The organism is Dokdonella sp. GW821-FHT11D02, assembly GCF_058808595.1.
Map to the genome: position 1 here is coordinate 3464322 of NZ_CM179520.1, position 26298 is coordinate 3490619.

Annotated in this window: 25 protein-coding genes; 14 read left to right on the forward strand and 11 right to left on the reverse strand. The window is 65.8% G+C overall.

Features of this window, described 5'->3' with window-relative positions:
* Positions 1-16 precede the first annotated feature (16 nt).
* The 5 genes from yidD to AC3QL3_RS14765 all read left to right on the forward strand — a co-directional run bounded on the left by yidD (position 17) and on the right by AC3QL3_RS14765 (position 5313).
* Positions 17-286 carry a membrane protein insertion efficiency factor YidD gene (gene yidD / locus AC3QL3_RS14745; RefSeq protein WP_492894854.1) on the forward strand — a complete coding sequence of 90 codons (270 nt, stop codon included), beginning with the start codon at positions 17-19 and terminating at the stop codon, positions 284-286.
* Positions 279-1613, forward strand: a complete 1335-nt coding sequence (locus AC3QL3_RS14750) for a dihydroorotase (protein WP_492894855.1) — start codon at positions 279-281, stop codon at positions 1611-1613. Before yidD ends, AC3QL3_RS14750 begins: the two co-directional genes overlap by 8 nt.
* Complete coding sequence (locus AC3QL3_RS14755; RefSeq protein WP_492894856.1) at positions 1610-2485, forward strand: M23 family metallopeptidase; 876 nt, start codon at positions 1610-1612, stop codon at positions 2483-2485. The genes AC3QL3_RS14750 and AC3QL3_RS14755 overlap by 4 nt, the downstream gene beginning before the upstream one ends.
* 137 nt (positions 2486-2622) lie before the next feature.
* A complete protein-coding gene (locus AC3QL3_RS14760; RefSeq protein WP_492894857.1) occupies positions 2623-4890 on the forward strand; it encodes a TonB-dependent receptor in 2268 nt (755 codons plus the stop codon).
* Between the two features lie 42 nt (positions 4891-4932).
* Positions 4933-5313, forward strand: a complete 381-nt coding sequence (locus AC3QL3_RS14765) for a hypothetical protein (protein ID WP_492894858.1) — start codon at positions 4933-4935, stop codon at positions 5311-5313.
* Between the two features lie 35 nt (positions 5314-5348).
* Here the strand turns inward: AC3QL3_RS14765 and AC3QL3_RS14770 are convergent, their stop codons facing one another.
* A complete protein-coding gene (locus AC3QL3_RS14770; protein WP_492894859.1) occupies positions 5349-5756 on the reverse strand; it encodes a hypothetical protein in 408 nt (135 codons plus the stop codon).
* A 291-nt stretch (positions 5757-6047) separates the two neighbouring features.
* Between AC3QL3_RS14770 and AC3QL3_RS14775 the strand changes: the two genes are divergently transcribed.
* A complete protein-coding gene (locus tag AC3QL3_RS14775; protein WP_492894860.1) occupies positions 6048-6359 on the forward strand; it encodes a hypothetical protein in 312 nt (103 codons plus the stop codon).
* A gap of 101 nt (positions 6360-6460) precedes the next feature.
* Here the strand turns inward: AC3QL3_RS14775 and folE2 are convergent, their stop codons facing one another.
* The 6 genes from folE2 to efp all read right to left on the reverse strand — a co-directional run bounded on the left by folE2 (position 6461) and on the right by efp (position 11754).
* Positions 6461-7411, reverse strand: coding sequence for a GTP cyclohydrolase FolE2 (gene folE2 / locus AC3QL3_RS14780; protein WP_492894861.1), 951 nt, complete (start codon positions 7409-7411; stop codon positions 6461-6463).
* Positions 7412-7520: 109 nt separating this feature from the next.
* Complete coding sequence (locus tag AC3QL3_RS14785; RefSeq protein ID WP_492894862.1) at positions 7521-8345, reverse strand: squalene/phytoene synthase family protein; 825 nt, start codon at positions 8343-8345, stop codon at positions 7521-7523.
* A 4-nt stretch (positions 8346-8349) separates the two neighbouring features.
* A complete protein-coding gene (locus tag AC3QL3_RS14790) occupies positions 8350-9018 on the reverse strand; it encodes an HAD family hydrolase (RefSeq protein WP_492894863.1) in 669 nt (222 codons plus the stop codon).
* Positions 9015-9719 carry a bifunctional 2-polyprenyl-6-hydroxyphenol methylase/3-demethylubiquinol 3-O-methyltransferase UbiG gene (gene ubiG / locus AC3QL3_RS14795; RefSeq protein ID WP_492894864.1) on the reverse strand — a complete coding sequence of 235 codons (705 nt, stop codon included), beginning with the start codon at positions 9717-9719 and terminating at the stop codon, positions 9015-9017. Before ubiG ends, AC3QL3_RS14790 begins: the two co-directional genes overlap by 4 nt.
* Positions 9720-9741: 22 nt before the next feature.
* A complete protein-coding gene (locus tag AC3QL3_RS14800) occupies positions 9742-11070 on the reverse strand; it encodes a TRZ/ATZ family hydrolase (RefSeq protein WP_492894865.1) in 1329 nt (442 codons plus the stop codon).
* 117 nt (positions 11071-11187) lie between these two features.
* Positions 11188-11754: an elongation factor P gene (gene efp, locus AC3QL3_RS14805; protein ID WP_492894866.1), complete on the reverse strand. Its 567-nt coding sequence runs from the start codon at positions 11752-11754 to the stop codon at positions 11188-11190.
* A gap of 101 nt (positions 11755-11855) precedes the next feature.
* On the opposite strand from efp, the gene epmB reads away from it, so the two are divergent.
* Entirely contained in the window at positions 11856-12848 is a 993-nt protein-coding gene (gene epmB / locus AC3QL3_RS14810; RefSeq protein WP_492894867.1) for an EF-P beta-lysylation protein EpmB, read from the forward strand.
* Between the two features lie 208 nt (positions 12849-13056).
* Entirely contained in the window at positions 13057-15132 is a 2076-nt protein-coding gene (locus AC3QL3_RS14815; protein WP_492894868.1) for a GGDEF/EAL domain-containing response regulator, read from the forward strand.
* A gap of 53 nt (positions 15133-15185) precedes the next feature.
* On the opposite strand, the gene htpX is transcribed toward AC3QL3_RS14815, so the two are convergent.
* On the reverse strand, positions 15186-16064 hold the full coding sequence (gene htpX, locus AC3QL3_RS14820; protein ID WP_492894869.1) for a protease HtpX: 879 nt from the start codon (positions 16062-16064) through the stop codon (positions 15186-15188).
* A gap of 189 nt (positions 16065-16253) precedes the next feature.
* Here htpX and gluQRS point away from each other — a divergent pair, with 189 nt between their 5' ends.
* From gluQRS to AC3QL3_RS14845, 5 genes are all read left to right on the forward strand, one after another.
* Positions 16254-17144, forward strand: a complete 891-nt coding sequence (gluQRS, locus tag AC3QL3_RS14825; RefSeq protein WP_492894870.1) for a tRNA glutamyl-Q(34) synthetase GluQRS — start codon at positions 16254-16256, stop codon at positions 17142-17144.
* Positions 17145-17213: 69 nt separating this feature from the next.
* Positions 17214-17954, forward strand: a complete 741-nt coding sequence (phbB, locus tag AC3QL3_RS14830; RefSeq protein WP_492894871.1) for an acetoacetyl-CoA reductase — start codon at positions 17214-17216, stop codon at positions 17952-17954.
* 330 nt (positions 17955-18284) lie between these two features.
* Positions 18285-18785 carry a polyhydroxyalkanoate synthesis repressor PhaR gene (phaR, locus tag AC3QL3_RS14835; protein ID WP_492894872.1) on the forward strand — a complete coding sequence of 167 codons (501 nt, stop codon included), beginning with the start codon at positions 18285-18287 and terminating at the stop codon, positions 18783-18785.
* A 122-nt stretch (positions 18786-18907) separates the two neighbouring features.
* On the forward strand, positions 18908-19654 hold the full coding sequence (gene phbB, locus AC3QL3_RS14840; RefSeq protein ID WP_492894873.1) for an acetoacetyl-CoA reductase: 747 nt from the start codon (positions 18908-18910) through the stop codon (positions 19652-19654).
* An 850-nt stretch (positions 19655-20504) separates the two neighbouring features.
* On the forward strand, positions 20505-21092 hold the full coding sequence (locus tag AC3QL3_RS14845; RefSeq protein ID WP_492894874.1) for a PraA/PraB family alkane oxidation protein activator: 588 nt from the start codon (positions 20505-20507) through the stop codon (positions 21090-21092).
* Between the two features lie 191 nt (positions 21093-21283).
* Here AC3QL3_RS14845 and AC3QL3_RS14850 read toward each other — a convergent pair whose 3' ends face one another.
* Complete coding sequence (locus AC3QL3_RS14850; RefSeq protein ID WP_492894875.1) at positions 21284-22228, reverse strand: LysR family transcriptional regulator; 945 nt, start codon at positions 22226-22228, stop codon at positions 21284-21286.
* A 101-nt stretch (positions 22229-22329) separates the two neighbouring features.
* Between AC3QL3_RS14850 and AC3QL3_RS14855 the strand changes: the two genes are divergently transcribed.
* Positions 22330-23754, forward strand: coding sequence for an aldehyde dehydrogenase family protein (locus AC3QL3_RS14855; protein ID WP_492894876.1), 1425 nt, complete (start codon positions 22330-22332; stop codon positions 23752-23754).
* A 53-nt stretch (positions 23755-23807) separates the two neighbouring features.
* Here the strand turns inward: AC3QL3_RS14855 and AC3QL3_RS14860 are convergent, their stop codons facing one another.
* Both AC3QL3_RS14860 and AC3QL3_RS14865 read right to left on the reverse strand, forming a co-directional pair.
* The gene (locus tag AC3QL3_RS14860; protein WP_492894877.1) at positions 23808-24587 is read right to left on the reverse strand and encodes a PA3715 family protein; all 780 of its coding nucleotides are present in this window, start codon (positions 24585-24587) and stop codon (positions 23808-23810) included.
* Between the two features lie 642 nt (positions 24588-25229).
* Entirely contained in the window at positions 25230-26267 is a 1038-nt protein-coding gene (locus tag AC3QL3_RS14865) for a hypothetical protein (RefSeq protein ID WP_492894878.1), read from the reverse strand.
* Between the last annotated feature and the right edge of the window lie 31 nt (positions 26268-26298).

The following is a 26298-nucleotide window of genomic DNA, read 5'->3' on the forward strand; positions in this document are numbered from 1 at the left end:
GCCGCCGTAGCGGCACATGTCACGGCCGATCATTGTCCTGATCCGATGTTACAAGCGCTGGCTGAGTCCCCTGCTCGGTCCGCGCTGCCGTTTCCATCCGAGCTGCTCGGACTACGCGCGCGTCGCGATCGCGCGCTTCGGTCCGCTCCGCGGCGGCTGGCTCGGCCTGCATCGCATCGCGCATTGCCAGCCGTTGTGTGCCGGCGGCCACGATCCGGTGCCGCTGGAATTCCGCCTGTGGCCGTCGCACGCCCATCAATCCGAGGAAGACCTTCCGCATGAATGACTGCCTGATCGTCAACGCCGAGCTGGTCAACGAAGGCCGCCGCTTCGCCGCCGACCTGCGCATCCGCGACGGCCGCATCGAAAGCATCGGCGCGCAGCTCGCCGCGCGTCCGAACGAGCGCGTGCTCGACGCCGCCGGCCGCTGGCTGCTGCCCGGCATGATCGACGACCAGGTGCATTTCCGCGAACCGGGGCTGACGCACAAGGCCGACATCGCGAGCGAATCGCGCGCCTGCGCCGCCGGCGGCATCACCAGCTACATGGAGATGCCCAACACCAAGCCGCCGGCGACCGACCACGCCGCACTGGAGGCGAAGTACGCGCGCGGGGCCGAGGTGTCGCGCGTGAACTACGCGTTCTATCTCGGCGCCACCAACGACAACATCGAGGCGATCCGCACGCTCGATCCGCGCAGCGCGCCCGGCATCAAGGTGTTCATGGGCGCCTCGACCGGCAACATGCTGGTCGACGATCCGGCCGTGCTCGATGCGATCTTCCGCGACGCGCCGACGCCGATCATCACCCACTGCGAAGACACCCCGACCATCAGCGCCAACGAGGAAGCGGCCAAGGCGCGCTGGGGCGAGGACATTCCGCCGGCGCAGCATCCTTTGATCCGTTCGCGCGAGGCCTGCATCAAGTCGACCCGGCTGGCGATCTCGCTCGCGCGCAAGCACGGCACGCGCCTGCACGTGCTGCACATCTCCACCGCCGACGAATGCGCGCTGTTCGAGCCAGGCCCGCTCGCCGGCAAGCGCATCACGGCCGAGACCTGCGTGCACTTCCTGCATTTCTGTTCCGACGACTACGCGCGCCTGGGCACGTTGATCAAGTGCAATCCGGCGATCAAGGACGCGCACGACCGCGACACCATCACGCGCGCGCTGGCCGAGGGCCGCATCGACGTGCTGGCGACCGATCACGCGCCGCATCTGGTCACCGAGAAGTCGAACCAGTACGCACGTGCGCCGTCGGGCCTGCCGCTGGTGCAATACGCCTTGCAGTGCGCGCTGGAGCGCGTGTTCGACGGCGCGCTCACGCTCGAGCGCGCGGTCGAAGCGGTCACGCACGCGCCGGCGCAGCTGTTCGACGTGCGCGAGCGCGGCTACCTGCGCGAGGGTTACCACGCCGATCTGGTGCTGGTCGATCCGAACAAGCCGCATACCGTGCGCGCCGAGGAGGTGCTGTCCAAGTGCGGCTGGACGCCGTTCGAGGGCCATACCTTCCGCTCCAGCATCGCGGCGACCTTCGTCAACGGCCAGCTGGTCTGGCACGAGGGCCATCTCGACGACGGCGTGCGCGGCCAGCGGCTGGAGTTCACGCGGTGACGGGAGCGGGCGTCACGCTTCCGATCCGCCTCATTCTCTCCCGCCTGGCGACGCTGGCCTGCCTGTTCGGCGCGATCCCGTTCGCACACGCCGCCGCGCCGCCGCCCGTGCAGTTTCCCGTCGCGGTCGCGCAAGGGTCGCTGGTGATCGTGCGCGTCGCGCCGGGCAGCGAGGTGCGCTACGGCGGGCGCGAGCTGCGCGTGGCGCCGGACGGCGCCGCCGTGTTCGGCGTCGGCCGCGACGAGCGCGGTCCGGTCGCGTTTGAGGTGCGCGCACGCGACGGCGCCAAGCGGCGCCTGACGATCGAGGTGACGCCGCGCGACTGGCCGGTCGAGCGCATCGATGGCGTGCCGCCGAAGACGGTCGAGCCGCCGCCGGAGATCGCCGAGCGGATCCAGCGCGAGCAGGCACGCGTGGCCGCCGCGCGCGTGCGCGACGATGCGCGCAGCGACTTCGAGCAGCATTTCCTGTGGCCGTTGAGCGGGCGCATCAGCGGCCGCTTCGGCAACCAGCGCGTCTACGTCGTCAAGGGCAAGGACGTGCCGAAATCGCCGCACTCGGGCATGGACATCGCCGCGCCCGAAGGCACGCCGGTGAAGGCGCCGGCGGCCGGTGTCGTCAGCTTCGCCGAAGAGGGCCTGTACCTGACCGGCGGCACCTTGCTGATCGATCACGGACACGGCGTCAGCTCGAACTTCCTGCACCTCTCGCGCATCGACGTGAAGGTCGGCGAGCGCATCGAACAGGGCCAGGTGGTCGGCGCCGTCGGCAAGACCGGCCGCGCCACCGGGCCGCATCTGCATTGGGGCATGAACTGGTTCGAGGTGCGCCTGGACCCGTTGCTGCTGCTCGATCCGCCGCGGCGGGAATAGACACCCAAGCAATCGTCATTGCCGGCGTATGACGCGCCGGTTGCACTTCGGCGTCGACTTCAGCAGATTAGCCGCGCGGAAACATTGCCGGTGGCGGCCGCGCGCCGCCACGCACTTCAGAATCGGGGACCCACATCTTGAACGCCTATACGTCCGTTCGTGCCGTACGTTCGTCGTATCCGACCTCGCGCCTCGCCGCCGCGCTCGCGCTGGCCTTGCTGGCGCCGCCGGTGTTCGCGCAGGAAGCTCCCGCCGATGCTACGCCGCCGAGCAAGAACGAACTCGGCACCATCACGGTGACGGCCGAAAAGCGCACCGAGAACCTGCAGGAAGTGCCGATCTCGATCAGCGTGGTCACGCCGGAGAAGCTCGAAGCCTTCGGCCAGTCCGGCGACGGCGTGCTGCAGCTCGCTTCGCGCATGCCCAGCGTGTACGCGGAAACCTCCTACGGGCGCGAGTTCCCGCGCTTCTACATCCGCGGACTCGGCAACGGCGACTTCGACCTGAACGCCTCGCAGCCGGTGTCGATGGTGTACGACGACATCGTGCAGGAAAATCCGATCCTGAAAGGCTTTCCGCTGTTCGATCTGGACCAGGTCGAAGTCCTGCGCGGACCGCAAGGCACCCTGTTCGGACGCAACTCGCCGGCCGGCGTGATCAAGTTCGACTCGGCGCGGCCGACGCAGGAGACCAGCGGCTATGCGCGCGTGTCCTACGGCAGCCTCGGCAGCGCCAATCTCGAAGCCGCGCTCGGCGGCTCGCTCGGCGGCCCCTGGTCCGGGCGCGTCTCCTTCCTCGCCCAGCATCGCGACGACTGGATCGACAACACCTACAAGGGCATCAAGGACGATCTGGGCGGCTACAACGATCGCGCGATCCGCTTGCAGGCGCGCTACCAGCCGAGCGACGAGTTCGATGCCTTGATCAACCTGCACGCACGCCAGCTCGACGGCAGCGCGATGGTCAACCGCGCCAACGCGATCCGCTACGGCGACGATTCCTTCGAGACCGGCTTCGACCGCGACAAGGTCGCGCAGGACGGCAACAACAAGCAGCACCTGTTCACCTGGGGCGGCAACCTGCGCCTGGTCTGGCGCTTCGGCGACCTCAGCTTCACCTCGATCACCGGCCTCGAACGCGCCACCACCTACAGCCTCGGCGACGTCGACGGCGGCTACGGTGCGGTGTTCCATCCGCCGATGGGGCCGGGCGTGATCCCGTTCCCGTCGGAAACCGCCGACGCGTTGCCGAAGGATCGCCAGCTGACGCAGGAATTCCGTCTGTCCAACGACCAGAGCGAACAGCTCAAGTGGCAGACCGGTCTGTACTACTTCGACGAAGACATCCAGATCAACAACTTCAGCTACAACACCTTCGCCGACCACGCGCTCGACACCTGGGCGCAGCAGCGCCAGAAGAACAAGGCCTGGGCCGTGTTCGGCTCGATCGACTACGCCTTCACCGACCGCTTCGACGTGCGCGCCGGCGCGCGCTGGTCGCACGACGAGCGAGATTTCTCCGCCAATCGCCTGTTCGGCTTCACCGGGCCGATCGGGCCTTTGAAATCCAGCCCGAGCGATTCGCGTTGGAGCGGCGACCTGACCGCCTCCTACAAGATCAACGACGACGTCAACGTCTACGCGCGCGTCGCCAACGGCTTCCGCGCGCCGAGCGTGCAGGGCCGCATCACCTTCGGCAACGACATCTGGACGGTCAAGCCGGAGACGATCACCTCCTACGAATTCGGCCTCAAGATGTTCACGCTGGACAAGCGCCTGCGCTTCAACGCCGACGTGTACTCCTACACCATGCGCAACCAGCAGCTGACCGCGGTCGGCGGCGCCACCAACATCGTGCGCCTGTTGAACGCGAAGAAGACCGAGGGCTACGGCGCGGAATTCGATCTCGAAGCCTTCGTCACGCCGAACTTCATCCTGACCGCCGGTGGCAGCTACAACCACACCAAGCTGAAGGACAAGGGTCTCGGCGTCGCGCCCTGCGGCGGCGGCTCGCTCTGCCACGTGCTCGATCCGGTCGACGCCAACGGCCTCGCCCTGGTCGACGGCAACTCGCTGCCGAACTCGCCCGAATGGATCGGCACGATCACCGCGCGCTACGGCATCCCGGTCGGCGACGGCGGCGAGTTCTTCGTCTACACCGACTGGAACTACCGCAGCGAGATCAACTTCTTCCTGTACGAATCGAAGGAGTTCCGCAGCGAACCCTTCCTCGAAGGCGGCGTGCGCGTCGGCTACAACTGGAACTTGGGCAAGCGCGAGATCGCCTTGTACGCGCGCAATCTGACCAACAAGAAGATCCTCACCGGCGGCATCGATTTCAACAACCGCACGGCCTTCGTCAACGATCCGCGCATCGTCGGGGTGGAGTTCCGCGCGGATTTGTAGTGAGTGCGCCGATCGTCGAACCCAGCCCAAAGACTCCAAGCGGTGGCCAAGAAGCTAGTTCTTTACTTGCTCGGTGCTGCCGCGCTGGTGGCGATCATTCATTTCTCGCTCGGCACCGGCTTGGGCATCACTGCCTTCGTGATCTACGTCGGTTGGCCGCTGCTCGGAACGCTGGTCACGAGTGACGATGATCTGCCGGGAGGCTGGAACAATCTCGACGGAAACGCCGAACCGGACTGGCGCAAGCCGTTCTACTGGGGCGCGATATCGCTGGGCCTGGGCTTGTCCGCGCTCGGTTTTGCGTTCGACGAGGGACTGACGAGCGCGTCCGCCAAGCCGAGTTTGATGATCGCGGCTGTGGCCGTTCTCGTGGGAGTGGGCTTGCTTCTACGCGATAGAGAACGTCAGCAAGGTAGCGACTGAACTCCGATCGCAACCTCGAGACAAACGGGTTCGTTTCAAGGCGTCGCCAAGACGTAGTAGTCGTTCCGATCCAACGCGTCCCGATCCACGTCGACGAGGGTCGTCACACCCGTCTCCGAGACGAGCACGAACGAATACGGATCCACGCTTTCGTCATTCGCCAACAGGATGCGAGTGTGCAGCCGCTTCGCCAAACTACTGGCCGCCTCCGCTATGCCGAGGCGCGTCGGCAGCGGCTCCGTATAGATCGAGAGGATCTGCGAAAACGTGCCTCCCGCTCGTGCACCGACGAGGCACGTTACCGTGGCATCGGCATTGCCCATCGCTGCAAGATCGTAGACCACTCGAACGGAGTCGTACGCAAGGTCGAGAACGGCCGCAAGGCCTCGGCGCAAAGTCTCCGCATCGACGGTTTGCTCGAGCGCAGCGTCGAACCAGATCATTCTCCCGTTCCCATGCGTAAGGCCACAGCACATCCATTCTGAGCCATCGCGTCTTCCGCAGCCGCAAGCGACCGAGGTGGTGACGTGGGCGTCGGGGGAAACACAATCGAATTCATAACTGCACCGCGCTTTCGGCGCCAACGAGTTTCCGAGGAACAAAACCGCTGTGCAACGGGTCGATACAGGCCGTAAGTCAATTGGGCGGAAATCGTCATCGGTCGCATCGGCAACAGCGATGGACCTTCGTTGACGAGCACCGTCGTCGGATCTGCAGCAACAGCGAGCCTTCGAATGAACGAACCCGCTCCGCTTGCCCCTCTCCCCATCGTCAACACGACGTCGGAAGCCAAATCGATTCTGCTCTTGATCGTGCTGGGAAGCGCCCTCGCCTGCGTCGCGCTTCCGTTCAATCCGACATTGGCGGCGATCGTTGCTTTGCTCACCTGGCTGGCGGGCATGGAGAGGCTGCATAGGCTCTTCCGCCAGTTTCGAGCGCAGAAGCACTACGCGGCGTGTTGCGCGATAGCAGCGGTAGTTGCCGCATCCGCGCTGCTGGCGCTGGCGCTTGTCGGCTGGATGATTTCACCGACAAGGCACGGATGAGAGAAATCGAAACGTAGTGCTCTGCTTGCCCTCGCCCTGCCCACTCCCGCAAGCGGGAGTGGGGAAAGCGGGCGAGCCCGGGTCGGGTCAGTCGTGCGACGTCATTCCACCGACGCGTAACCGCCCGCCACGCCCTTGCTCGCATACGCCACCGCGTCGTGCGGATGCAGGCTCTCGTAGTGCGCCGCGCGCAGCTGGAAATCGGCGATGCGTTCGTCGGCGTCGAGCGCGCGCGCGATACGGCGCGCGGCGTCTTCGCAGAACATCAGGTTCTGCCCGTTGGCGAGTGCGAAGGCCTGCTCGTCCTCGCGTTTGACCGCGGTCTGCACCGGCGTCTTCAGCGCGCGCTCGATGCGATCGATCAGATCGACGATCGGAAAGTCGAAACCGGGCGCGAGCTTCACCCGCACTTTCGCCGCGCTGCGCTGGCTGTGCGGTGTCGCGACGACGCCGGCCGGCGTGGCCAGCCAGGCCAGCACCGCTTCGCGCTCGATCGATTGGCCGCTGGCGAAATCGCGCGCGAACTGTTCCTGGATCAATTGGCGCGACAGCGCGGCTGAAGCCGGACAAGTGCTCGAGTACTGCACCTCGACTCTCAGCTCCGCGTCGAAGCCCGCTTCGTCCATGTGTGCGGCGATTTCGATCGGATACGAACGCCAGCCGCTGTTGCCGCTGGCCAGTGCCGGCCGCCGCACGAGATGGTCGTAGCGCACGCGCACGCGCGCGCGGTCGGACAGGTCCTGGTGCGAATCGAGAAAATCGCGCAGCAAGCGGCGCAGGGCGGCCGGGGTCAAGGCTTCGGCCGAAAGATGCCGGTCCAGATGCAGATACAGGCGCGACATGTGGATGCCGCGCGCATCGGCGCGATTGAGGTTGACGAACGCGGCCACGCGCGCGCTGACGCGCTGCACTTCGCCATCGGTGCCGGCGATCAGCACCGGCAGCTCGATCTCGTCCATGCCGACCCAGTCCAGCGCACCGGCCAGCTCCGGCTGCCGCTCGCTGGCGACGTCGGGCATCGCGCGCTGGGTGTTGTCTCGATTCGTGTTCATGCGGAAATCCGGTGGCGGCATCGGCGCCAAAACCGGCGCAATGCCCTCAATTGCGGCCATTGTGGCCCATCCTCAATGCTTCGCGCAGGGTCGGAGCGCGATGCAGCGTTCAGCGGGACGAACGCCGCCCGCCGCGCCAGGCCGCCCAGACGGCAGTCAGCGGCAAGCGCCCGAGCGCCTCGTTCAAGCTGGCGAGCGGCTCGCCGGCGCGGGCGGCGCGGCGCGCGCGCGCGCGATCGGCTCCGCGAGACGCCGCGCCGATCGCGCCCAGCACGGTAGGCGCCAGCGCGGCGAAATCGGCCACCAGCGCCGCCAACCATTCCTTCAGCGCCGCCGTACGCGCCGGCGATGTCTGCGCCAGGTCGCCGCGCGCGAGTCTATGACGCGCGAGCAGATCGAGCGGCAGCGGCAGGCGCCCGGCACGCAGGCTGTCGCTCAGCGCGGCGGTTTCGCGCAGTGCTCGCGAGAGCGCCGCCGCGCGCGCGCGCGGCGCGGCAGCGACGCCGAACAGCGTCGATTCGATCGCCGCGAGCGGTTCGTACAAGGCGGCATAGCCGCCGAGCAGCGCGCCGCGATCCGCCGCGGGCTCCGGCTCGCGCTGCTCCAGCGCACCGCGAATCGCCGCGAACCAGCTCGCCGCGGTTATCGCCGCAAAGCCCGGCTGGGCCGACAACACTTGTGTCAGCGGATGGCGCGCTTCGCCACGACCGGCACGCGCGAGTTCCTCCGCCCACCATTGCAGCTTGATTGCGGCGGGTTCGGCATCGCGCGTGGCGAACGCGGCATGTTCCAGTTCGAACGAAAGGCAGGCGAATGCGGCGCGTGCAGCGCGCTCGGACGGGGAGACGAAGGTCAACGCGAGCGCGAACTCAGGATAGGCCGCCGCCCATTTCGCCTCGAAGCTCGCCAGCGGCGTGCCGCCCTCCTCGTCCATCGGCTCAGCCGAGCGCGAGCGCAGGGATCAGGCCGGACGGCGTCGCCACGACTTCATCGGCGCCCCAGCGGGCGGGATCGCCGCCGTCGAGATAGCCCCAGGCCGCCGCGATCGTGCGCATGCCGGCGGCGCGGCCGGCCTGCACGTCGCGCAGATCGTCGCCGACGAAGACGCTGCCGTTCGCTTCCACGCCGGCCAGCGCGCACGCGTGCAGCACCGGCGCCGGATCGGGTTTCTTCACCGGCAAACAGTCGCCGCTGACCGCGGCCGCGCAGCGGGCGCTGAGTTGCAGCTGGTCGAGCAAGGGCCGCATCAGCCAGCCCGGCTTGTTGGTGACGATGCCCCACGGAATGCGCCGCGCCTCGAGCTGCGCCAGCACCTCGGGCATACCGTCGTACAGCCGCGTGTGCACCGACATCGCGACCGAATACAGATCGAGGAAACGCGGCAGCCATTGGTCGATCATGGCGTCGTCGGCGCCGGGCAAGCCCTTGCGCAGCATCGCACGGCCGCCGGCGGAAACGACCTGGCGCACGGCCTCCGCGTCGGGCGCCGGCGCGCCGAGTTCGACGCACAAAGCCTCCACCGCGGCGACCAGATCGGGCGCCGAATCGACCAAGGTGCCGTCGAGATCGAAGAACACCGCGCGCGGTGCGAGCGCAGCGAGACTCATGCCGGCTTGGACGCGCAGACGAGATAGTTGACCGCGACATTGCCGGTCAGCCAGGCCTTGCGCGTGAGCGGGTTGTAGGCGAGACCGGACAGATCGTCGAGCACCAGCCCGGCCGTGCGCAGATCGGTCGCCAGCTCGCTCGGCCGGATGAATTGCGCGTAGTGGTGCGTGCCGCGCGGCAACAGGCGCAGCAGGTGTTCGGCGCCGACGATCGCCGCGCCGAAGGCGAGCGGCGTGCGGTTCAAGGTCGACAGGAACAGGCGACCGCCGGGTTTGAGCAAGTCCGCGCAGGCGCGGATCACGCTAGCCGGATCGGGCACGTGCTCGAGCATTTCCATGCAGGTGACGACGTCGAACGCGGCCGGCGATTCCGCCGCCAGCGCCTCGACGCTGACTTCGCGATAGTCGACCGCGAGGCCGCTCTCGTGCAGATGCAGTCGCGCCACTTCGAGCACGCCGGCAGCGAGATCGATCGCGGTCACCTGCGCGCCGGTACGCGCCAAGGCTTCGCTGAGCAGACCGCCGCCGCAGCCGACGTCGAGTGCGCGCGCGCCTTTCAGCGCCGCGCGTTCGGCGATGTAGCCGAAGCGGACCGGATTGAGATCGTGCAGCGGACGCGATTCGCCGTCCGGATCCCACCAGCGCGAGGCGAGGCGGTCGAACTTGGCGGTTTCGGAACGATCGACGTTGACGGCATTCATCGGCAGGACTCCCAACGGCGTATCAGGCTTGTGCGATGCGGTCGCGCCAGCGCTGCGCTTTGTCGCGCAGTTCGGCGAGGTCGAATTCCGGCAGCACGCGGTCGCGCAGCTTGCGCCGCCCGGCGATCCAGACGTCGCTGACCTGCTGGCGGCCGGTCGCGTAGACCAGTTGCGAGACGACGTTGTAGAGCGGCTGCGTCTCGATCTCATCGAGGCGCACCGCGACCAGGTCGGCCAGCTTGCCCGGCTCGATCGAACCGATCCGCGTCTCCCAGCCGAGCGCCTTGGCGCCGTTCAAGGTGGCGGCGCGCAGCGTGCTGGCGGCGTCGAACGCAGCGGCGTCGTTGGCGACGGCTTTCGCCAGCATCGCGGCCGTGCGCATTTCGCCGAACAGGTCGAGATCGTTGTTGCTGGCCACGCCATCGGTGCCGATCGCCACGTTGACACCGGCGCGGCGCAGCTTCTCGGCCGGGCAGAAGCCGGAGGCGAGCTTGAGATTGGACTCGGGGCAATGCACGACCGAGACGCCGGCTTCGGCGCAGGCGGCGACTTCGGCGTCGATCATCTGCGTCATGTGCACGGCGATCAGGTGATCGTTGACCAGTCCGAGCGCCTGCATGCGCGCGAACGGACGCGCACCGCGCTCGCGCTTGGCGTCCTCGACCTCTTGCGCGGTTTCGTGCAGATGCAGGTGCACCGGCAGGTCGAGCTGGTCGGACAGCATGCGGATGCGTTCGAAGCTCTCGTCCGCGACCGTGTACGGCGCGTGCGGCGCCCAGGCGCTGCCGAGCAGAGCCTCGCCCTTGAATTCGTCGTGCACGGCCAGCGCGCGATCGAAGTATTCGTCGCGCGTCTTGGCCCAGGCGCTCGGAAATTCGATCACCGGCAGGCCGATCATGGCGCGGAAGCCGAGGCGCCTATAGGTCGCCGCCTGCACATCGGGGAAGAAGTAGTTCTCGTTGCAGCAGGTGGTGCCGCCGCGCAGCATCTCGGCGACCGCGAGTTCGATGCCGTCGCGCACGAACTCCGGCCCGATCGCCTTCGCCTCGGCCGGCCAGATGTGCTCCTGCAGCCAGCGCATCAGCGGCAGGTCGTCGGCCAGACCGCGCATCAGCGTCATCGGATTGTGCGTGTGCGCGTTGACCAAGCCCGGAATCAACGCGTGCTCGCGCAGCTCCACCCGTTCGCGCGGCGCGTAGCGTGCGCGCGCCTGCTCGAGCGGCAGCACGGCGAGGATGCGTTCGCCGTCGATCGCGACCGCGTGCCCTTCGAGCACGACGCCGTGCGGCTCGACCGGCACCAGCCAGCGCGGTTCGAGCAGGAGATCGATGGGAGACAAGGTTGGGGTCATCTTGGCGTCATTCCGGCGCGAGCCGGAATCCACTGCTCGTCCGAAAACAATAGGGGTCTCGGCTTGCGCTCGGATGACGATACGGCGAGCCGCGCGCTGCGCACACGGCTCGAATCGTCACTTCACGCGTGACATGTACTCGCCGGTGCGGGTGTCGACCTTGATCTTCTCGCCCTGCGAGACGAACAACGGCACGCGCACGACCGCACCGGTTTCGAGCTTGGCCGGCTTGCCGCCGCCGCCCGAGGTATCGCCGCGCACGCCCGGATCGGTTTCGGTGATTTCCAGCTCGACGAAGATCGGCGGCGTGACCGTCAGCGGCGCGCCGTTCCACAAGGTCATGATGCAGACCTCGTTGCCTTTCAGCCATTTCGACGCGTCGGCCATCGCGTTTTCGTCGGCGGCGATCTGCTCGTGCGTGGAAGGATCCATGAAGTGCCAGAACTCGCCGTCGGAGTAGAGGAACTCCATGTCGGTGTCCATCACGTCGGCGGCCTCGACCGAATCGGTCGACTTCATCGTCATTTCCTGGGTGCGGCCGTTCTTGAGGTTGCGGAACTTCACGCGCGTGAACGCTTGGCCCTTGCCGGGCTTGACGTACTCGGTGTCGATGATCGTGCACGGATAGCCGTCCACGATGATCTTCTGACCGTTCTTGACGTCGTTCATGCCATAGCTGGCCATGTGCTGCTCCCGAATGTGGTTGAGAAGTCCGGCCGGCGAGAAGCGGGGCCTTCGCGGGCGGACTTGCTGGAGGCTAAACTTAGCCGCCTATGATACCCGCAATGCCACTACCCGCGCAGCCGCGCCGCTGGCAGCAGCTCTGGCGCGAGGCGATTTCCGACCCGCTCGAACTGCTGCGACTGCTCGACCTCTCGGCGCTGGCCGCAGACCTGCTGGCGCCGGCCGATACCGGCTTCGCGCTGCGCGTGCCGCGCGGCTTCGTCGCCAAGATGCGCCGCGGCGACGCGGCCGATCCGTTGCTGCTGCAGGTGCTGCCGCAGGCGGCCGAACTCGGCAAGGTACCCGGCTTCACCCGCGATGCGGTCGGCGACCTCGACGCACGCGCGGCCAACGGCGTGCTGCACAAGTACCACGGCCGCGCGCTGCTGATCGCGACCGGCTCCTGCGCCGTGCATTGCCGCTACTGCTTTCGCCGCCATTTCCCCTACGCCGAGGAAACCGCGGCGGCGAATCGCTGGCAGCTCGCACTCGAGCATCTGCGCGCGGACGCCTCGATCGGCGAAGTAATCCTGTCCGGCGGCGATCCGTTGTCGCTGTCGACGCCGAAACTGGCTGAGTTGAGCCAGGCGCTGACGGCGATCCCGCATATCCGCCGCCTGCGCATCCACACGCGCCTGCCGGTGGTGTTGCCCGAGCGGGTCGACGCGGAATTCCACGACTGGCTCGCTGCTCTGCCGCAGCAGAAGGTCGTCGTGCTGCACGCGAACCATGCGAACGAAATCGATGCGGCCGTCGCCGAGGCGGCCGCGTCGCTGCGCGCGGCCGGCGCCACGGTGCTGAACCAGGCGGTCCTGCTCCGCCGCGTCAACGACGACGCCGAGACGCTCGCCGCGCTGTCCGAGCGCCTGTTCGAGGCCGGCGTGCTGCCGTACTACCTGCATCAGCTCGATCGCGTCGCCGGCGCCGCGCACTACGAAGTCGAAGAGTCGCGCGCTCTGGCTCTGCTGGACAACCTGCGCGCGCGCTTGCCGGGCTATCTGGTGCCGCGCCTGGTGCGCGAAGTCGCCGGCGCGCCGTCGAAGCAGCCGCTGTAGCCGCGCCACGTCACGCCTGCCGGACGCATCGATGGAAAAGCCACAACGAATCCGGTAGAACGACAGCGTCGTCGCGGCCGACGCTCGCCCCGTGGTCGCAGACTCCGTCGTCAGCTTTCTTTCGCAGTCCGCGCGCCTCGTGCGGGTGCGCACGAGGCGTTCGACGGCAAGCTTGCCCCCTTTTCGCTGGTCGTCCCTGCCCGCACCGATGAACCGATCCGATTCCATCATCAAACTGCTGCTGATCGACGACTCCGTCGAAGACGCCGAGCAGATCATCAGCATGCTGCGCAACGGCGGCATCGCCGTGCGTCCCGCGCGCGCCGCCAATGAGGCGCAGCTGGAAGCCGCGCTGGAACAGCAGACACCGGATCTGATCATCATCGACCTCGCCTGCGCCGAACTGAACCTGATCCAGGCGCGCGACTTGGCCGAGCGCGGCGGGCGCGACATCGCGCTGATCGCCAGCGGCAAGAATCTCGACCAAGCGGCGATCGTCGACGCATTCCGCAACGGCGCGCGCGCCGTGCTTCTGCGCGAATCGCAAGAACTCGTGCAGATCGTGGTGCGGCGCGAGTTCGACGCGCTGACGATGCGCCGCAGCGTGCGCCGGCTGGAAGCGAGCCTGCGCGAATCGGAACGCCGTTGCGAGGCGCTGCTCGATTCCTCGCGCGACCCGATCGCGTTCGTGCATGAAGGCATGCACGTGCGCGCGAATCGCGCTTATCTGGAAATGTTCGGCTACGACAGCCTCGAAGACATCGAGGGCATGTCGATCCTCGACATGATCGCGGCCGAAGACGCCGACGACTTCAAGGCTCTGCTCAAGCGCCTGTCCAAAGGCGAGAAGCCGCCGCAACGCTTGAATCTGAAGGCCAAGCGCGGCGACGAGTCGACCTTCGACGCGACCATGGAATTCACCGAGGCGAGCTTCGAAGGCGAGCCTTGTCAGCAGATCACCTTCCGCCGCCAGATCGCCGACTCCAAACTGGAGCAGGAGCTGGACACGCTGCGTTCGAGGGATCTCATCACCGATCTTTACAACCGCCAGCACATGATCGCGCAGATCGAGCGCAGCGTCGGTGCGGCGGCCGCCGGCACCGGCGATCAAGCGCTGCTGGTGATCGAGCCGGACAACTTCAAGCAGGTGCTCGACACGGTCGGCCTCGGCAACGCGGACGTGCTGCTCGGCGACATGGGCGGCGTGCTGCGCCGGCTCGCCGGCGAGAACGACGTCGCCGGGCGCCTCGCCGATCACAGCTTCGGCCTCTTGCTCACCGCGCGCGACAGCGAGGCGACACAGGCGCTGGCGGAAAAACTGCGCAACGCGTTCAGCGAGCACATTTTCGAGGTCGGTCGGCAGTCGATCAGCCTGACCGTCAGCATCGGCGGTGCGCTGATCGGCGAACGCAACGCGAACGCCGAGCGCGTGCTCGGACTCGCTCATTCGACCCTGCGCGAGGCGCAGGACGCCGGCGGCAATCGCGCGCGCATCGTCGATCCGTCGGCACAAGACAAGGCCGCGGCCGAGAGCTCGCGGCACTGGATCGAGCAGATCGACCGCGCGCTGGCGGAAAACGGCTTCGTGCTCTACTACCAGCCGATCATCAGCCTGCACGGTGCCGACGGCGATTTCTACGAAATCCTGTTGCGCATGCGCGGAGCGCAAGGCGAGATCTTGCCGAGCCAGTTCCTGCCGATCGCCGAACACCACGGCAAGATGGCGGCGATCGACCGCTGGGTCGTCGCCAGCGCGATCCGCGCGATCGCCGAGCGCGAACGCGCCGGGCATCGCACGACCTTCTTCGTCAAGCTCGCACCGCAGTCGCTCGACGATCCGACCTTGCTGCCGTGGATCGCGCAGCAGCTGAAGAACTCGCGTCAGCGCGCCGACTCGCTGGTGTTCGAGATGCCCGAGAGCAAGGTCGTGACGAATTTGAAGCCGGCACGCGCGTTCGCCAAAGGGCTGGAACAGCTGCGCTGCGGTTTCGCGCTGGAGCAGTTCGGCTCAGGCCTCAACTCGTTCCAGCTGCTCAAGCACATTCCGGCGCACTACCTGAAGATCGACCGCAATTTCATGGCCGAGCTGCCCAAGCACAAGGAAAACCAGGAGCGCATCAAGGACATCTGCGAGCAGGCGCATCACGCCGGCAAGCTGACCGTCGCCGAGTTTGTCGAGGACGCGGCGAGCATGTCGATCCTGTTCAGCTGCGGGGTCAACTTCGTGCAGGGCAACTTCCTGCAGGAACCCGAGAAAGTGATGACGCAAGGCGCCGCCGCCTGAGCGGCGACGGCGCTTTCCAGATCAGCGCAGAACGTCTCGTCGAACGAAACCGATCAGGCCGCTGCGCGCAGCGCGGCGACGCGTTCGGCGATCGGCGGATGGCTGCGCAGCAGGCGCGCGATGCCGCCCTCGCCCGAGATGCCGAACGCTTGGATCGCCTTGGGCAGCGTGTTCTCGCCGTGATTGCCGGCCAGACGTTCCAGTGCGGAGATCATCGACTGCTTGCCGGCCAGATGCGCACCGCCGGCGTCGGCGCGGAACTCGCGCCAGCGCGAGAACCACATGACGATCAGCGAGGCGAGGAAGCCGAGGCCGATCTGCAGCGCAATGACGATGCCGAAATAGGCCAAGCCGTTGCCGCCGTCGCGGTTGCCGCTGATGGCGCGATCGATCACCGTGCCGAGCACGCGCGCGAAGAAGATCACGAAGGTGTTCAGTACGCCCTGGATCAGGGTCATCGTGACCATGTCGCCGTTGGCGATGTGGCTGACTTCGTGGCCGAGCACGGCTTCGACCTGAGCGCGATCCATGCTCTGCAACAGGCCTGTGCTGACCGCGACCAGCGAGCTGTTCTTGCTCATGCCGGTGGCGAACGCGTTCATCTCGGGGCCTTCGTAGACGGCGACCTCGGGCATGCCGATGCCGGCCTTCTCGGCTTGGCGGCGAACGGTATCGAGCAGCCAGGCTTCGCTCTCGTTGCGCGGCTGCGTGATGACTTCGGCGCCGACCGAGCGCTTGGCCAGCCACTTCGACATCGCCAGCGAGATGAACGAACCGCCCATGCCCATCACGGCCGACAGGATCAGGAGGCCTTGCAGGTTGATGCCGCCGTTGCGCTGCGTGTAGACGTCGATGCCGGTCAGCTTGACCACGATGGTCAGAAGCAGCATCACCGCCAGGTTGGTCAGGACGAAAAGAACGATACGCAACATGGTTTACCTCGACTCCGATAGGGCGGTTTCAACAAGCTCGCTGCCGGCAGCCGCAAAACGGCGCGCCGACTTCGCTATGGATAGGTTCCCCGACAGGCTTTTTAAAGCCTATCCTGTTTCAATCGCGATCACGAGCCGACCCTTCGACATCGGCGCAGGCCGCAGGTTCCTGCTCGGACCGTCACCCGCATGAGCGTTTATCGTGGACGTTTCGCGCCGTCGCCGAGCGGCCGCTTGCACTTCGGTTCGCTGGTCGCGGCGCTCGGCAGCTGGCTGTTCGCCCGCGCGGCCGGCGGCGAGTGGCTGGTGCGTATCGAGGATTTCGACCGCGAACGCGTCGTGGCGGGCGCGACCGACGACATCCTCGCGACCTTGGACGCGTTCGGTTTCGAATCGGACCGGCCGGTGATCTACCAAAGCGAGCGCGACGAGATCTACCGCACCGCACTGCGGCAGCTGGAGCGGGACGATCGGGTCTATCCATGCTGGTGCAGCCGCAGCGACCTCGCCGCGTTCGACGGTATCCATCCGTCGCGCTGCATCGCTGCCGCCGATCGCACGCGCGTGCCGGCCTGGCGCCTCCGCGTGCCGGACGAGACCATCGTTTTTTCCGATGCCGTGCAAGGCGAGCAACGCCAAGATCTGCGCCGCGAAGTCGGCGACTTCGTGGTCTGGCGCGTCGAAGGCACGGTCGCTTACCAGCTCGCCGTCGTCGTCGACGATGCGGCGCAAGATATCGATGCGATCGTGCGCGGCGCCGACCTGCTCGATTCGACGCCGCGGCAACTCTTGCTGCAACGCCTGCTCGGCCTGCCGCAGCCGCAGTACGCGCATCTGCCGCTCGCGCTCAGCGCCGACGGACGCAAGCTGAGCAAGCACGAAAGCGCGCTGCCGGTCGACGCGGCCGATCCGCTGCCTGCACTGCGTGCTGCGCTGAATTTCCTCGGACAGCCGGCGCCGCCGATGCGCAACGTCGCTGCACTACTCTCCGCCGCGCTCGCCGAGTTCGATCCGAGCCGAATTCCGCGCACGCTTTCCGTTCCCGCGCCATTTGCGGCGCTGCGGAAGGAAGTTTGCTGACGCTGCGGGCACAATCGAAACGAACGCTGCTCGCGTTACCACCCCACAGAAAACGAAGGAGCATCAGTCATGACGACACGCGTTGCCCTGGTCACCGGCGGTACCGGTGGAATCGGTACGGCCATCTGCCGGCACTTGGCGAAACTCGGCCACAAGGTCGCCACGAACTATCGCGACGAAAGCAAGGCCAAGGCCTGGCAGGAGGCGCAGCGCAAGGACGGATTCGATTTCGCGATCGCGCACGGCGACGTCGCCGAAGCCGCGGGTGCGGAAGCAATGGTGCGCGAGGTCGAAGGTCAGCTCGGCCCGATCGACATCCTGATCAACAATGCCGGCATCACGCGCGACACGACTTTTCACAAAATGAGTGCGCTGCAGTGGCAGGAGGTGATCAACACCAACCTCGGTTCCTGCTTCAACGTGACCCGCCCGGTCATCGACGGCATGCGCAATCGCAAGTGGGGCCGCATCGTGCAGATCAGCTCGATCAACGGCCAGAAGGGGCAGTACGGCCAGGCCAACTACGCCGCCGCCAAGGCCGGCATGCACGGCTTCACCATCTCGCTGGCGCAGGAGAACGCGAAGTTCGGCATCACCGTGAACACGGTTTCGCCGGGTTACGTCGGCACCGACATGGTGATGGCGGTGCCGGAAGACGTGCGCGCCAAGATCGTCGCGCAGATTCCGCTCGGCCGCCTCGGCGATCCGGATGAAATCGCTTACGCAGTCGGCTTCTTCTCCGACGAACGTGCGAACTGGATCACCGGCGCGAATCTCGCCATCAACGGCGGACAGTACATGGGTTGGTAAGCGTCGCGTTTGGCCGTCGCCATCCGGCGACGGCCGCGGCGAGGCAGGTCGATCGCGCCCATCCGGGCGTGTGAGGGCGAGCCAAGGATGGCGAGCGGTGACCGCTCCATGGACGGACGCTCGAGCTGAGGCGGCCAAAGCCGGTTGTTCGCAAAGGGCTGCTCGGGCTCCACCAAAAACCATTGCTGCGCTCGGGCTTCGAGCCGCCCGATTCAAAGCACTCGAGCCCCTCCCCGCGCACTCCCACGCCGCAGCATTTCTTCCGAACGAACGTTTGCTGCGCAGCATCCCAAACTGGTGCGCCGCGACACATTCTGCTAGCGTTGCGGAATGGCCGACGTCCGCATCATCAAGAAGTACCCGAACCGTCGTCTCTACGACACCGAGATTTCCAGCTACATCACGCTGGAGGAAGTTCGGCAACTCGTGCTGGACGACGAGGAGTTCGAGGTTCGCGACGCGAAGAGCGGCGAGAACCTGACGCGCTCGGTACTGCTGCAGATCATCTCGGAATACGAGGATCGCGGCCAACCGATGTTCACGACCAAGCTGCTGTCGCAGATCATCCGTTTCTACGGCGATTCGCTGCAGGGTTTCATGGGCGGCTATCTTGAGCGCAGCCTGCAGATCTTCCTCGACCAGCAGCAACAATTCCGCAGCCAGCTCAGCAACATCCTCGGCCAGACACCGTGGTCGATGTTGAACGACCTGACCGAGCGCAACATGGATCTGTGGAAGTCGCTGCAGCAAGGCTTCCTGACCAGCGCCGCGAACAGCGTGCGCAACGGCACGTTCGATCCGTCCAAAGCCAAGAAAGACCCGAAATCCTGAGCGTCGCCCCATGCCTTTCGGGGCTTGACACGTTTCCGTCACGTTCCTAGCATCCCGCGCGCTGCGCCGCAGCAAATTCCGGCTGCGTCGATTGCCGCAGCGCAAGAGCGGGAACTGATCTGATGAGCAAGCGTATCGCGGTCGTCACCGGCGGCATCGGCGGACTGGGCACCGAAATCTGCAAGTATCTCGCCCGCTCCGGGCGTTTCGTCGTCGCTGCCGACCTCGCCAGCCGTGGCGAACGGGTCGAGGCGTTCCGCCAGGAAATGACCGAGTTCGCCGACTCGATCGTGTTCGAGCCGCTCAATGTCGCCGACTTCCAGGCCTGCGCCGAGCTGATCGAGCGCGTCACGAAAAATTACGGTCCGATTTCGATCCTCGTCAACGCTGCCGGCATCACGCGCGACACCAGCCTGCGCAAGATGGCGCCGGAGCAATGGATCGACGTGCTCAAGGTCAACCTCGAAGGCGTGTTCAACATGTGCCGTCACGTGGTCGACGGCATGACCTCGCAAGGCTTCGGCCGCATCGTCAACATCTCGTCGGTGAACGGCCAGACCGGCCAGTTCGGCCAGACCAACTACTCGGCCGCCAAGGCCGGCATGCACGGCTTCACGATGGCGCTCGCGCGCGAAGTCGCGCGCAAGGGCGTGACCGTCAACAGCGTCTCGCCCGGCTACTGCAAGACCGCGATGGTCATGTCGGTGCCGGAAGACATTCGCAACCAGATCGTTTCCGACATCCCGGTCGGCCGCCTCGGCGAACCGCACGAGATCGCACGCGTGGTGGACTTCCTCTCCGCCGACGACGCCGGCTTCATCACCGGCGCGAACATTCCGGTGAATGGCGGCTACTTCATGAACTACTGACGGGAAGCTCGGGAGCCGCATCGTGATGCGGTTCTCGAGACTGTTCCGTCGGCCGTTCGTGTTCCAGCGACAGCCATCCAGGCAGCTCTCCATTCTTATGCGGGTGAGCCGGCCCTGCCCTGCCGCTCCAAGCATCGAGTTGCATGACGACGAAGTGCAGCGACTGCTCGCTTCAGCGAGAAAAATCGTCGGCCTTCTGATCTAACGGCGTCGAACGCTCTGACCAGGCAGAGCACCGCGAAGCTAAGCAGTGTGTGACTGGACGCCGTGATGGCGAAGACCGGTGTCTCTTTTGAGTTGCGCTCGCGCTATTCGCGCGCACTCAGCCCAACGCGCCGGACTGCTCACGCGAACTATGGACGCTGTTGCCACCGTGCGTGCTTGCCGCCATCGCCGATTCTCTTTCGGGATCGAGCGATTTGCGTATCTCGACTTCGCGTCGACGAAGGAGATGCCGACGCATCAGCGACGTCTCAACGCAAGGCGATTTGCGACGCGGGGCTTCGATCGCGCGATCTGAGACGTCAGCCGACGATCCTTGCTGCACCTGCCGCGATCCCCCTCTCGGCAGGTGTCACAGCCCATTGTCCGTAGCCGCTCGTCGTGAGACGCCGGGACTGCGGGACTCTTTCGCAACGGGTTTTCGATGGTTCGACAATCGCGGAGAGCGTGGAAATCGCATGGCTGTGAGCTACTACAAAGAACGTACGTAGATGCACGTATACGCTTGTCGGCGGCGTGCAATTTCGAGGTTCGAACCTGCCTCGAAGAGACTCGTCCGGCCCGCGGGGTGACGGGCTGTTTTGATGGAAACGAAACGAAACTTCTACCTCACTGAAAGGACACTTCGATGATCGCTCAAATCCAGAAAGCCGCTCTGGCGGCCTCCCTCATTCTCTCGGCCGGTGCTGTCCATGCCGTGACCGTCACCGTCTCCCCGGGCGGCAATTTCACCGCATCAGGTCAGGCGTACTTCAGGCTTTCCGGCAGCACCCAGAATTTCGGTGGCAACTGCCCCGTCACCATGCAAGGGACGCTCAATCCGGCGAACGCCGGCTTCACCATTACCTCCGCGACCTTCAGCCCGCCCTGCGGTACGTTGAGCGGCGGCACCCCGGTTGGTGCCGCGATCGATTTGCCCTGGTCGGGGCCCACGCAGAACGTGTTCTCGGATGGAGCGTACTCGTATCCGATCTACTTGGACGGGAGCTTGTTCCAGATCGGAGGGGACGGCCCGTTCTGGGGAGCAATTTGCGAATCCAGGCTCGCGCCTCCCTTTTCGCTGAGATGGTTCACCAACGGTCTGCCCGGTGCGGCATCGACTCGCCTTTCGACGAACGGCTATCAGATGTTCGGACAGAATGCGACGTCCGGTTCGACCTGCGAAATCATGTTCGATCTCTATCTTTCGCCGTTCCAGACGTTCACGAAGCACTGAGATAGCTGATTCGGCTTCGTCGAGACCATCCTTCTGGAAGAACAAAGATGGTCTCGATTTCCCTGCGGCACACGGACGTGCCGCCTTCGCGGCGAACGATCGCGAACGACCCACATGTCGAATGCCGCCACAGGTCCGCCATGGCGGCCCTCGAAGGGAGCAAGACTTCCGCCACGGATCTTCGAGATCGCTCAACTGTACGGAAGACCGACTTGCTGCCGAGAGGATCCGATTCGACTTCGGGCTAAGCCCAGCTCCCGGATCAGATCGATGAGCGCACGCAAACGCGCCGGCACGAAGCGGTGGCCTGAGTAGTAGAGCCGCAAGCCGCCGAACGGCGGACACCACGGCAGCAACACCGGCTTCAGGGTGCCGGATTTCAGTTCTTCGCTGATGGACCACTCGGTGATGAAGCCGATGCCCAGCCCGAGCAAGATCGCCTGCTTGATCGCCGGCATCTCCTTGAGCGCGATCCGCACGGGCAGATCCATCTGTAATTTCTCGCCGTCGCGCTCCAGCTCCCAGTGATAAATGCCGCCGTGCGACATGAGCATGCCGATGCTCCGGTGCTCGAGCAGGTCGCGCGGGTGCTTGGGCGTGCCATGGCTTTTCAGGTACTCGGGCGTCGCCACCACGAGCATGCGAATGTCGCGCGAGAGCGGCACGGCGATCATGTCCTGCGGCACCGACTCAGCCAGGCGGATACCGGCGTCGAAACCTTCGGCGACGATGTCGATCATGCGCGACTCGCTGACGATGTCGATGCGCACGTCGGGATAGCGCCGAGCATAGTGGGCGAACAAGGGCTCCATCAGAAGAGAAGCTGCGCCGTGCGGCAGGTTGATGCGCAAGGTGCCGCTGGGCGTATCGGGGCCGCCGCCGGCCTCTTCGCCGGCGCTTTTGATTTCGGCGAGCGCGGGTGCGATGCGCTCGACGTAGCGCTCGCCCACGTCGGTCAGCGCCACGCTGCGCGTGGAGCGATTGAACAAGCGCACCTTCAGGCGCGTTTCCAGTCCGGCCACGGCATTGCTCACGGCGGTGGTCGACATGCCCAGCTCCAGCGCCGCTGCGCGAAAGCTGCGGCGGCGCGCGACGGCCAGAACCACTTCGAGTTCGGTCATACCGGTGCGGTGCATGAACTGTCCTGATTATCGGGATTCATCATCATCGAAAAGACGGCTTATCCGAACAATAACTCATCCTTAGATTGCATGTCCCAACGATCCGAAGGACTGCCATGCAACGCATCGAACAGATCTACATCGACGGCGAATTCGTCACGCCGCACGGCCAGGAATGGTTTGATCTGCATAACCCCAGCACCGAAGAAGTCATCGGCCAGGTTCGCCTGGGCGACGAGCACGATGCGCAGCGTGCCGTCGCGGCGGCCAAGGCGGCGTTTCCTGCCTGGTCGCGCAGCACGCGTGCGGAGCGCATCGCGGCGCTCAAGCGCATGCACGAGGCGGTTGCTGCGCGCGAGGACGAGTTGATGGAAGCCGTCGTGTTGGAGTACGGCGCACCGTCGAGCCGCGGGCGCTGGATGGCGACCTATCCGGCCGATGTCATCGCACAGACGATCGACACCTTGGAGTCCTTCGCGTTCGAAGAGCAGGCAGGTAGCGCGCGAGTCGTGCTGACGCCCATCGGCGTGGCCGGCCTGATCACGCCGTGGAACAGCAACGCCGGCTTCATCTGCAACAAGCTCGCGACCGCGCTGGCGGCGGGCTGCACCGCCGTGATCAAGCCCAGCGAGATGAGCGCGATGCAGACGCAGATCGTCGCGCAGGCACTGCACGACGCCGACCTGCCCAAAGGCGTGTTCAACATCGTCAACGGCCGCGGCGAGGTGATCGGCGAGGAAATCGCACGCCACCCCGACATCGCCAAGATCTCCTTCACCGGCTCATCCGCGGTCGGCCAGCATTTGCTCAGCGCCGGCGCCGCGACGATGAAGCGCGTGACGCTGGAGCTAGGCGGCAAATCGCCCACCCTCGTGCTCGACGATGCGGATTTCGCGAGCATCATGCCGTTCGTGCTGCAAGCCGGGTTCGCCAACAGCGGCCAAGCCTGCATCGCGGGCACGCGCATCCTGGTGCCGCGCCATCGACTCGCGCAGTTCGAGCAGGCCGCCAAAGAAGCCGTCTCGCACATCAAGTCAGGCGATCCGCGCGATGCCGATACCGCGATCGGACCGATGGTGAGCGCCAAGCAGTGGGAACGCGTGCAGAACTACATCCGCATCGGCATCGAAGAAGGCGCCACTCTGCTCGCCGGCGGCGAAGGCCGACCCGACGGCCTCACTGCAGGCTGGTTCGTCAAACCCACCCTCTTCACCGGTGCCAGCAACCAGATGCGCATCGCGCGCGAAGAAATCTTCGGCCCCGTGCTCGCCATCCTCCCCTACGAAGACGAAGACGACGCCATCGCCATCGCCAACGACACGCACTACGGACTCAGCGCAGTCGTGCTCGGCGCGGACGTGGAGCGTTGCGAACGCGTGGCGCGCCGGATCGACGCCGGCCGCGTGCTCGTCAACACATTGGCGCATGAGCCGCGTGCACCGTTCGGCGGCTTCAAGCACTCGGGACTCGGGCGCGAAATGGGCAAGTGGGGAATGAGCGCGTATCTGGAGCCCAAGACCTTACTGGTGGGACGAAGCTGAGGTCTCGGCCTCTGCGCGGCAGGCCGCAGTAGATAGGCTCGTTCTCGCCCTTGCTACTGATAGACCTTCCCGTCATAGCGAAGCCTCTTCGTCCGTGTCTTCGGAGACAGCGGCTCGCATTTGGAAGAATCTTCGTCGACATCATAAGTCGGCGTCTCGATCGTGGTCAGCAGCAAATCCGCGAGCCCGTGGCTCTTGCTCTTGCCGACGGCGATCGTCGTCTTTCGAGCGGTGGCAATCGAGGTGCACGTCGGCGGCGGCGGCGTGCCCTGCTCGTATCCGGCTTGGTCGCTGTCGATGCCCGTCGACAGCAGCCGATCCAGCCGTTTTCCGTTCTGCAGATACAAGGTCAGCGTCTTCACGCTCAGATTGGCGCAAGAGCAATGCGTACCGTTGGAAACGCGCACGCCGAAGGCGCGCTTACCTGCCGCGAGAACGTAGCGACCCGTGTCGATGGCGATGCCTTCCAATCGCTCGCCGCCGTCTTCGACGGCTTTGTCTTCGTGGCGGTGCGCGAGCACCGCGTCGTTGGAAAGATCGATGACGACGACGTCGAGATCACGCTGCCATAGGGAGTCTCCTTGATAACGCTGCCCGGTACGTTCTTCGCCGGCGATGTAGGTCAAAGCGACGATGGCTCGGTCCGGGTGATCGGGATCGAGCCTACAGGCATGGTGCCAGCGGTCGATCCAGAAATCCGCCGTGCCGGCGAAATGCAGGGCTTTGGCCGCCGTCGCGGTCGCATCGTCGGGACACGCCAGCGGGTCGTCGCCCGGATCGGCCGAATTGGGGGAAGCCGATGCCGCAGGCACCGCGACGACGACCGAAGCCAACGCCAGACAAGCGCGGAACACCCGACCGAGACGACGACCCGAAACTCCCCTAGTCCTCAAGCGCCCTCTCCTTCGAAAGCCTGATATCGGCCCGATCACGAACGTCCACAACAAGGCCGCGTTGCGTGTCGGGAAACCGGCTGCATGTTCGCCGCCGAAAGTGGCGAAGTCGAGGACGACCGATGTCGGCTGTCTGAATTCAACAAGTGTTTGGGAACGTGCGCTGTGCGGCGCCGCGCTCAACGCAACGGTAACTGACTCGCTCCTGCCTCAACCGATCAAAGTACGAATCGGCGCTGCGACCGACGCAGCTGCTGCGGCGTGACGCCGTGGCGTTCGCGAACACGTGCACGCGAGCGCACGGAACAAACCTTCCTTCCGCATGACGGATATCGTCGTTGCGATGCCGCATCGCGATGAATTGGTTTGCGGCAGGGAAAAGAAATGGCTCCTTCGCCGCCAACGGCAAGGTCGGCGGCCGCGCATCGCGAAACCCCAATTCGTCGACAGCGAATTGCAGGAGGTGTCAGATCGCCGGCAGCAGATACAAGTGGAGATCGATCTCAGTGAGAGGGCGACATTCATTCTCCTCGAAGCGCCTTCCAGAACGCCGCCAACATATCCGTCGAATCGGAGCGGCACTCAGTAGTCGTAACCGTCGACGAACAGGAAATCCTCGGGATTGCGCACGCAATCGTAGGTGACCACGTGACGCGGACCGGTCTCGACGACTTCGAAGTCGGTCACGCGCGGCGACGGCGTGCCGTCGACGAAGACTTGCTCGTCGATGCCAAGGTCGGCCCATTTCACGGTCGTGTAGCGATCGCTTTCGCCGGTCAGCGCGATGTTGCCGCCGTCGGAGAGCACGATTCCGTAGCGCTGCATCGTGCGCAGCAGAACCTTCGCAGCCGCGTTGTAGCCGCTCATGTCGAAATTGGCGCGCAGACGCATGCGGACGCCGTAGGGCACGCTGGCGTCGGGGCCGCTGGTGACTAGGGTGCCGTGCGTGGCTGGGTGCACGTAGCGATCGTTGGCGATGCGTGCGTTCGGCAGGACGAAGCGGATCGCGTGGCCGAGGTCGCCACCAGCCGGAATCGCCGCGGCGACTTCGTCGGCATTGAATAAAAGCGGTGCGATCGGAAATCCGGCGCCGTCGGCGCTGGTGCATTGCTCGCCGCGGCCGTTGCGCGGATAGCGGCGCGTCAGATCCCAGCGCAGGGCGCAGATCGTCTGCAGGCTGCCGGCGGAGACATTCGCCTCATACGCCTCGTACAGCACATCGCCCTGCTGCACGAGCAAGTGACAGTCTTCGTTGTCGTGGTCGCAGGTATAGCCGGCCGAGCCTTCGATCGCGCCGCCGAGCGGAACCGGGAAAGCGAAGCCCGGCGCGTCGCAATCCGGACTGTAGTACTCGTCGACGTCGGGCCAGGCGACTACCGGGACGGTCGGCGCGGCGGCGCCGGCTTGCAGCACGATCATGGAGAAATCGATCTGGAAACGGTCACCCGCTCCCCAGCCGCCCAGTCCTTGCAGAGTCGAGAGCATCGTCGCCGAATCGGTGGCGAGCGGGGCATGGCTGACGTCCTGATGCCAAACCGCCCCGGGCGGAAAACGCGGCAACGGCGCCGCGGTCGCGGACGAAGCCAGCGCGCACAAGACGATCCAACCGAGACGATGCATGACCCCTCCTCCGCGCGGCATCGTCTCGCGC

Bases quoted from the DNA above. Each gene is read 5' to 3' on its own strand.
- AC3QL3_RS14815 (WP_492894868.1), top strand. From the start codon at position 13,057: ATGAACCGATCCGATTCCATCATCAAACTGCTGCTGATCGACGACTCC.
- AC3QL3_RS14775 (WP_492894860.1), top strand. From the start codon at position 6,048: ATGAACGAACCCGCTCCGCTTGCCCCTCTCCCCATCGTCAACACGACG.
- AC3QL3_RS14850 (WP_492894875.1), bottom strand. From the start codon at position 22,228: ATGCACCGCACCGGTATGACCGAACTCGAAGTGGTTCTGGCCGTCGCG.
- epmB (WP_492894867.1), top strand. From the start codon at position 11,856: ATGCCACTACCCGCGCAGCCGCGCCGCTGGCAGCAGCTCTGGCGCGAG.
- htpX (WP_492894869.1), bottom strand. From the start codon at position 16,064: ATGTTGCGTATCGTTCTTTTCGTCCTGACCAACCTGGCGGTGATGCTG.
- AC3QL3_RS14865 (WP_492894878.1), bottom strand. From the start codon at position 26,267: ATGCATCGTCTCGGTTGGATCGTCTTGTGCGCGCTGGCTTCGTCCGCG.
- AC3QL3_RS14855 (WP_492894876.1), top strand. From the start codon at position 22,330: ATGCAACGCATCGAACAGATCTACATCGACGGCGAATTCGTCACGCCG.
- phbB (WP_492894873.1), top strand. From the start codon at position 18,908: ATGAGCAAGCGTATCGCGGTCGTCACCGGCGGCATCGGCGGACTGGGC.
- yidD (WP_492894854.1), top strand. From the start codon at position 17: ATGTCACGGCCGATCATTGTCCTGATCCGATGTTACAAGCGCTGGCTG.
- ubiG (WP_492894864.1), bottom strand. From the start codon at position 9,719: ATGAATGCCGTCAACGTCGATCGTTCCGAAACCGCCAAGTTCGACCGC.
- gluQRS (WP_492894870.1), top strand. From the start codon at position 16,254: ATGAGCGTTTATCGTGGACGTTTCGCGCCGTCGCCGAGCGGCCGCTTG.
- AC3QL3_RS14800 (WP_492894865.1), bottom strand. From the start codon at position 11,070: ATGACCCCAACCTTGTCTCCCATCGATCTCCTGCTCGAACCGCGCTGG.
- AC3QL3_RS14790 (WP_492894863.1), bottom strand. From the start codon at position 9,018: ATGAGTCTCGCTGCGCTCGCACCGCGCGCGGTGTTCTTCGATCTCGAC.
- phaR (WP_492894872.1), top strand. From the start codon at position 18,285: ATGGCCGACGTCCGCATCATCAAGAAGTACCCGAACCGTCGTCTCTAC.
- efp (WP_492894866.1), bottom strand. From the start codon at position 11,754: ATGGCCAGCTATGGCATGAACGACGTCAAGAACGGTCAGAAGATCATC.
- AC3QL3_RS14750 (WP_492894855.1), top strand. From the start codon at position 279: ATGAATGACTGCCTGATCGTCAACGCCGAGCTGGTCAACGAAGGCCGC.
- folE2 (WP_492894861.1), bottom strand. From the start codon at position 7,411: ATGAACACGAATCGAGACAACACCCAGCGCGCGATGCCCGACGTCGCC.
- AC3QL3_RS14845 (WP_492894874.1), top strand. From the start codon at position 20,505: ATGATCGCTCAAATCCAGAAAGCCGCTCTGGCGGCCTCCCTCATTCTC.
- AC3QL3_RS14785 (WP_492894862.1), bottom strand. From the start codon at position 8,345: ATGGACGAGGAGGGCGGCACGCCGCTGGCGAGCTTCGAGGCGAAATGG.
- AC3QL3_RS14770 (WP_492894859.1), bottom strand. From the start codon at position 5,756: ATGATCTGGTTCGACGCTGCGCTCGAGCAAACCGTCGATGCGGAGACT.
- phbB (WP_492894871.1), top strand. From the start codon at position 17,214: ATGACGACACGCGTTGCCCTGGTCACCGGCGGTACCGGTGGAATCGGT.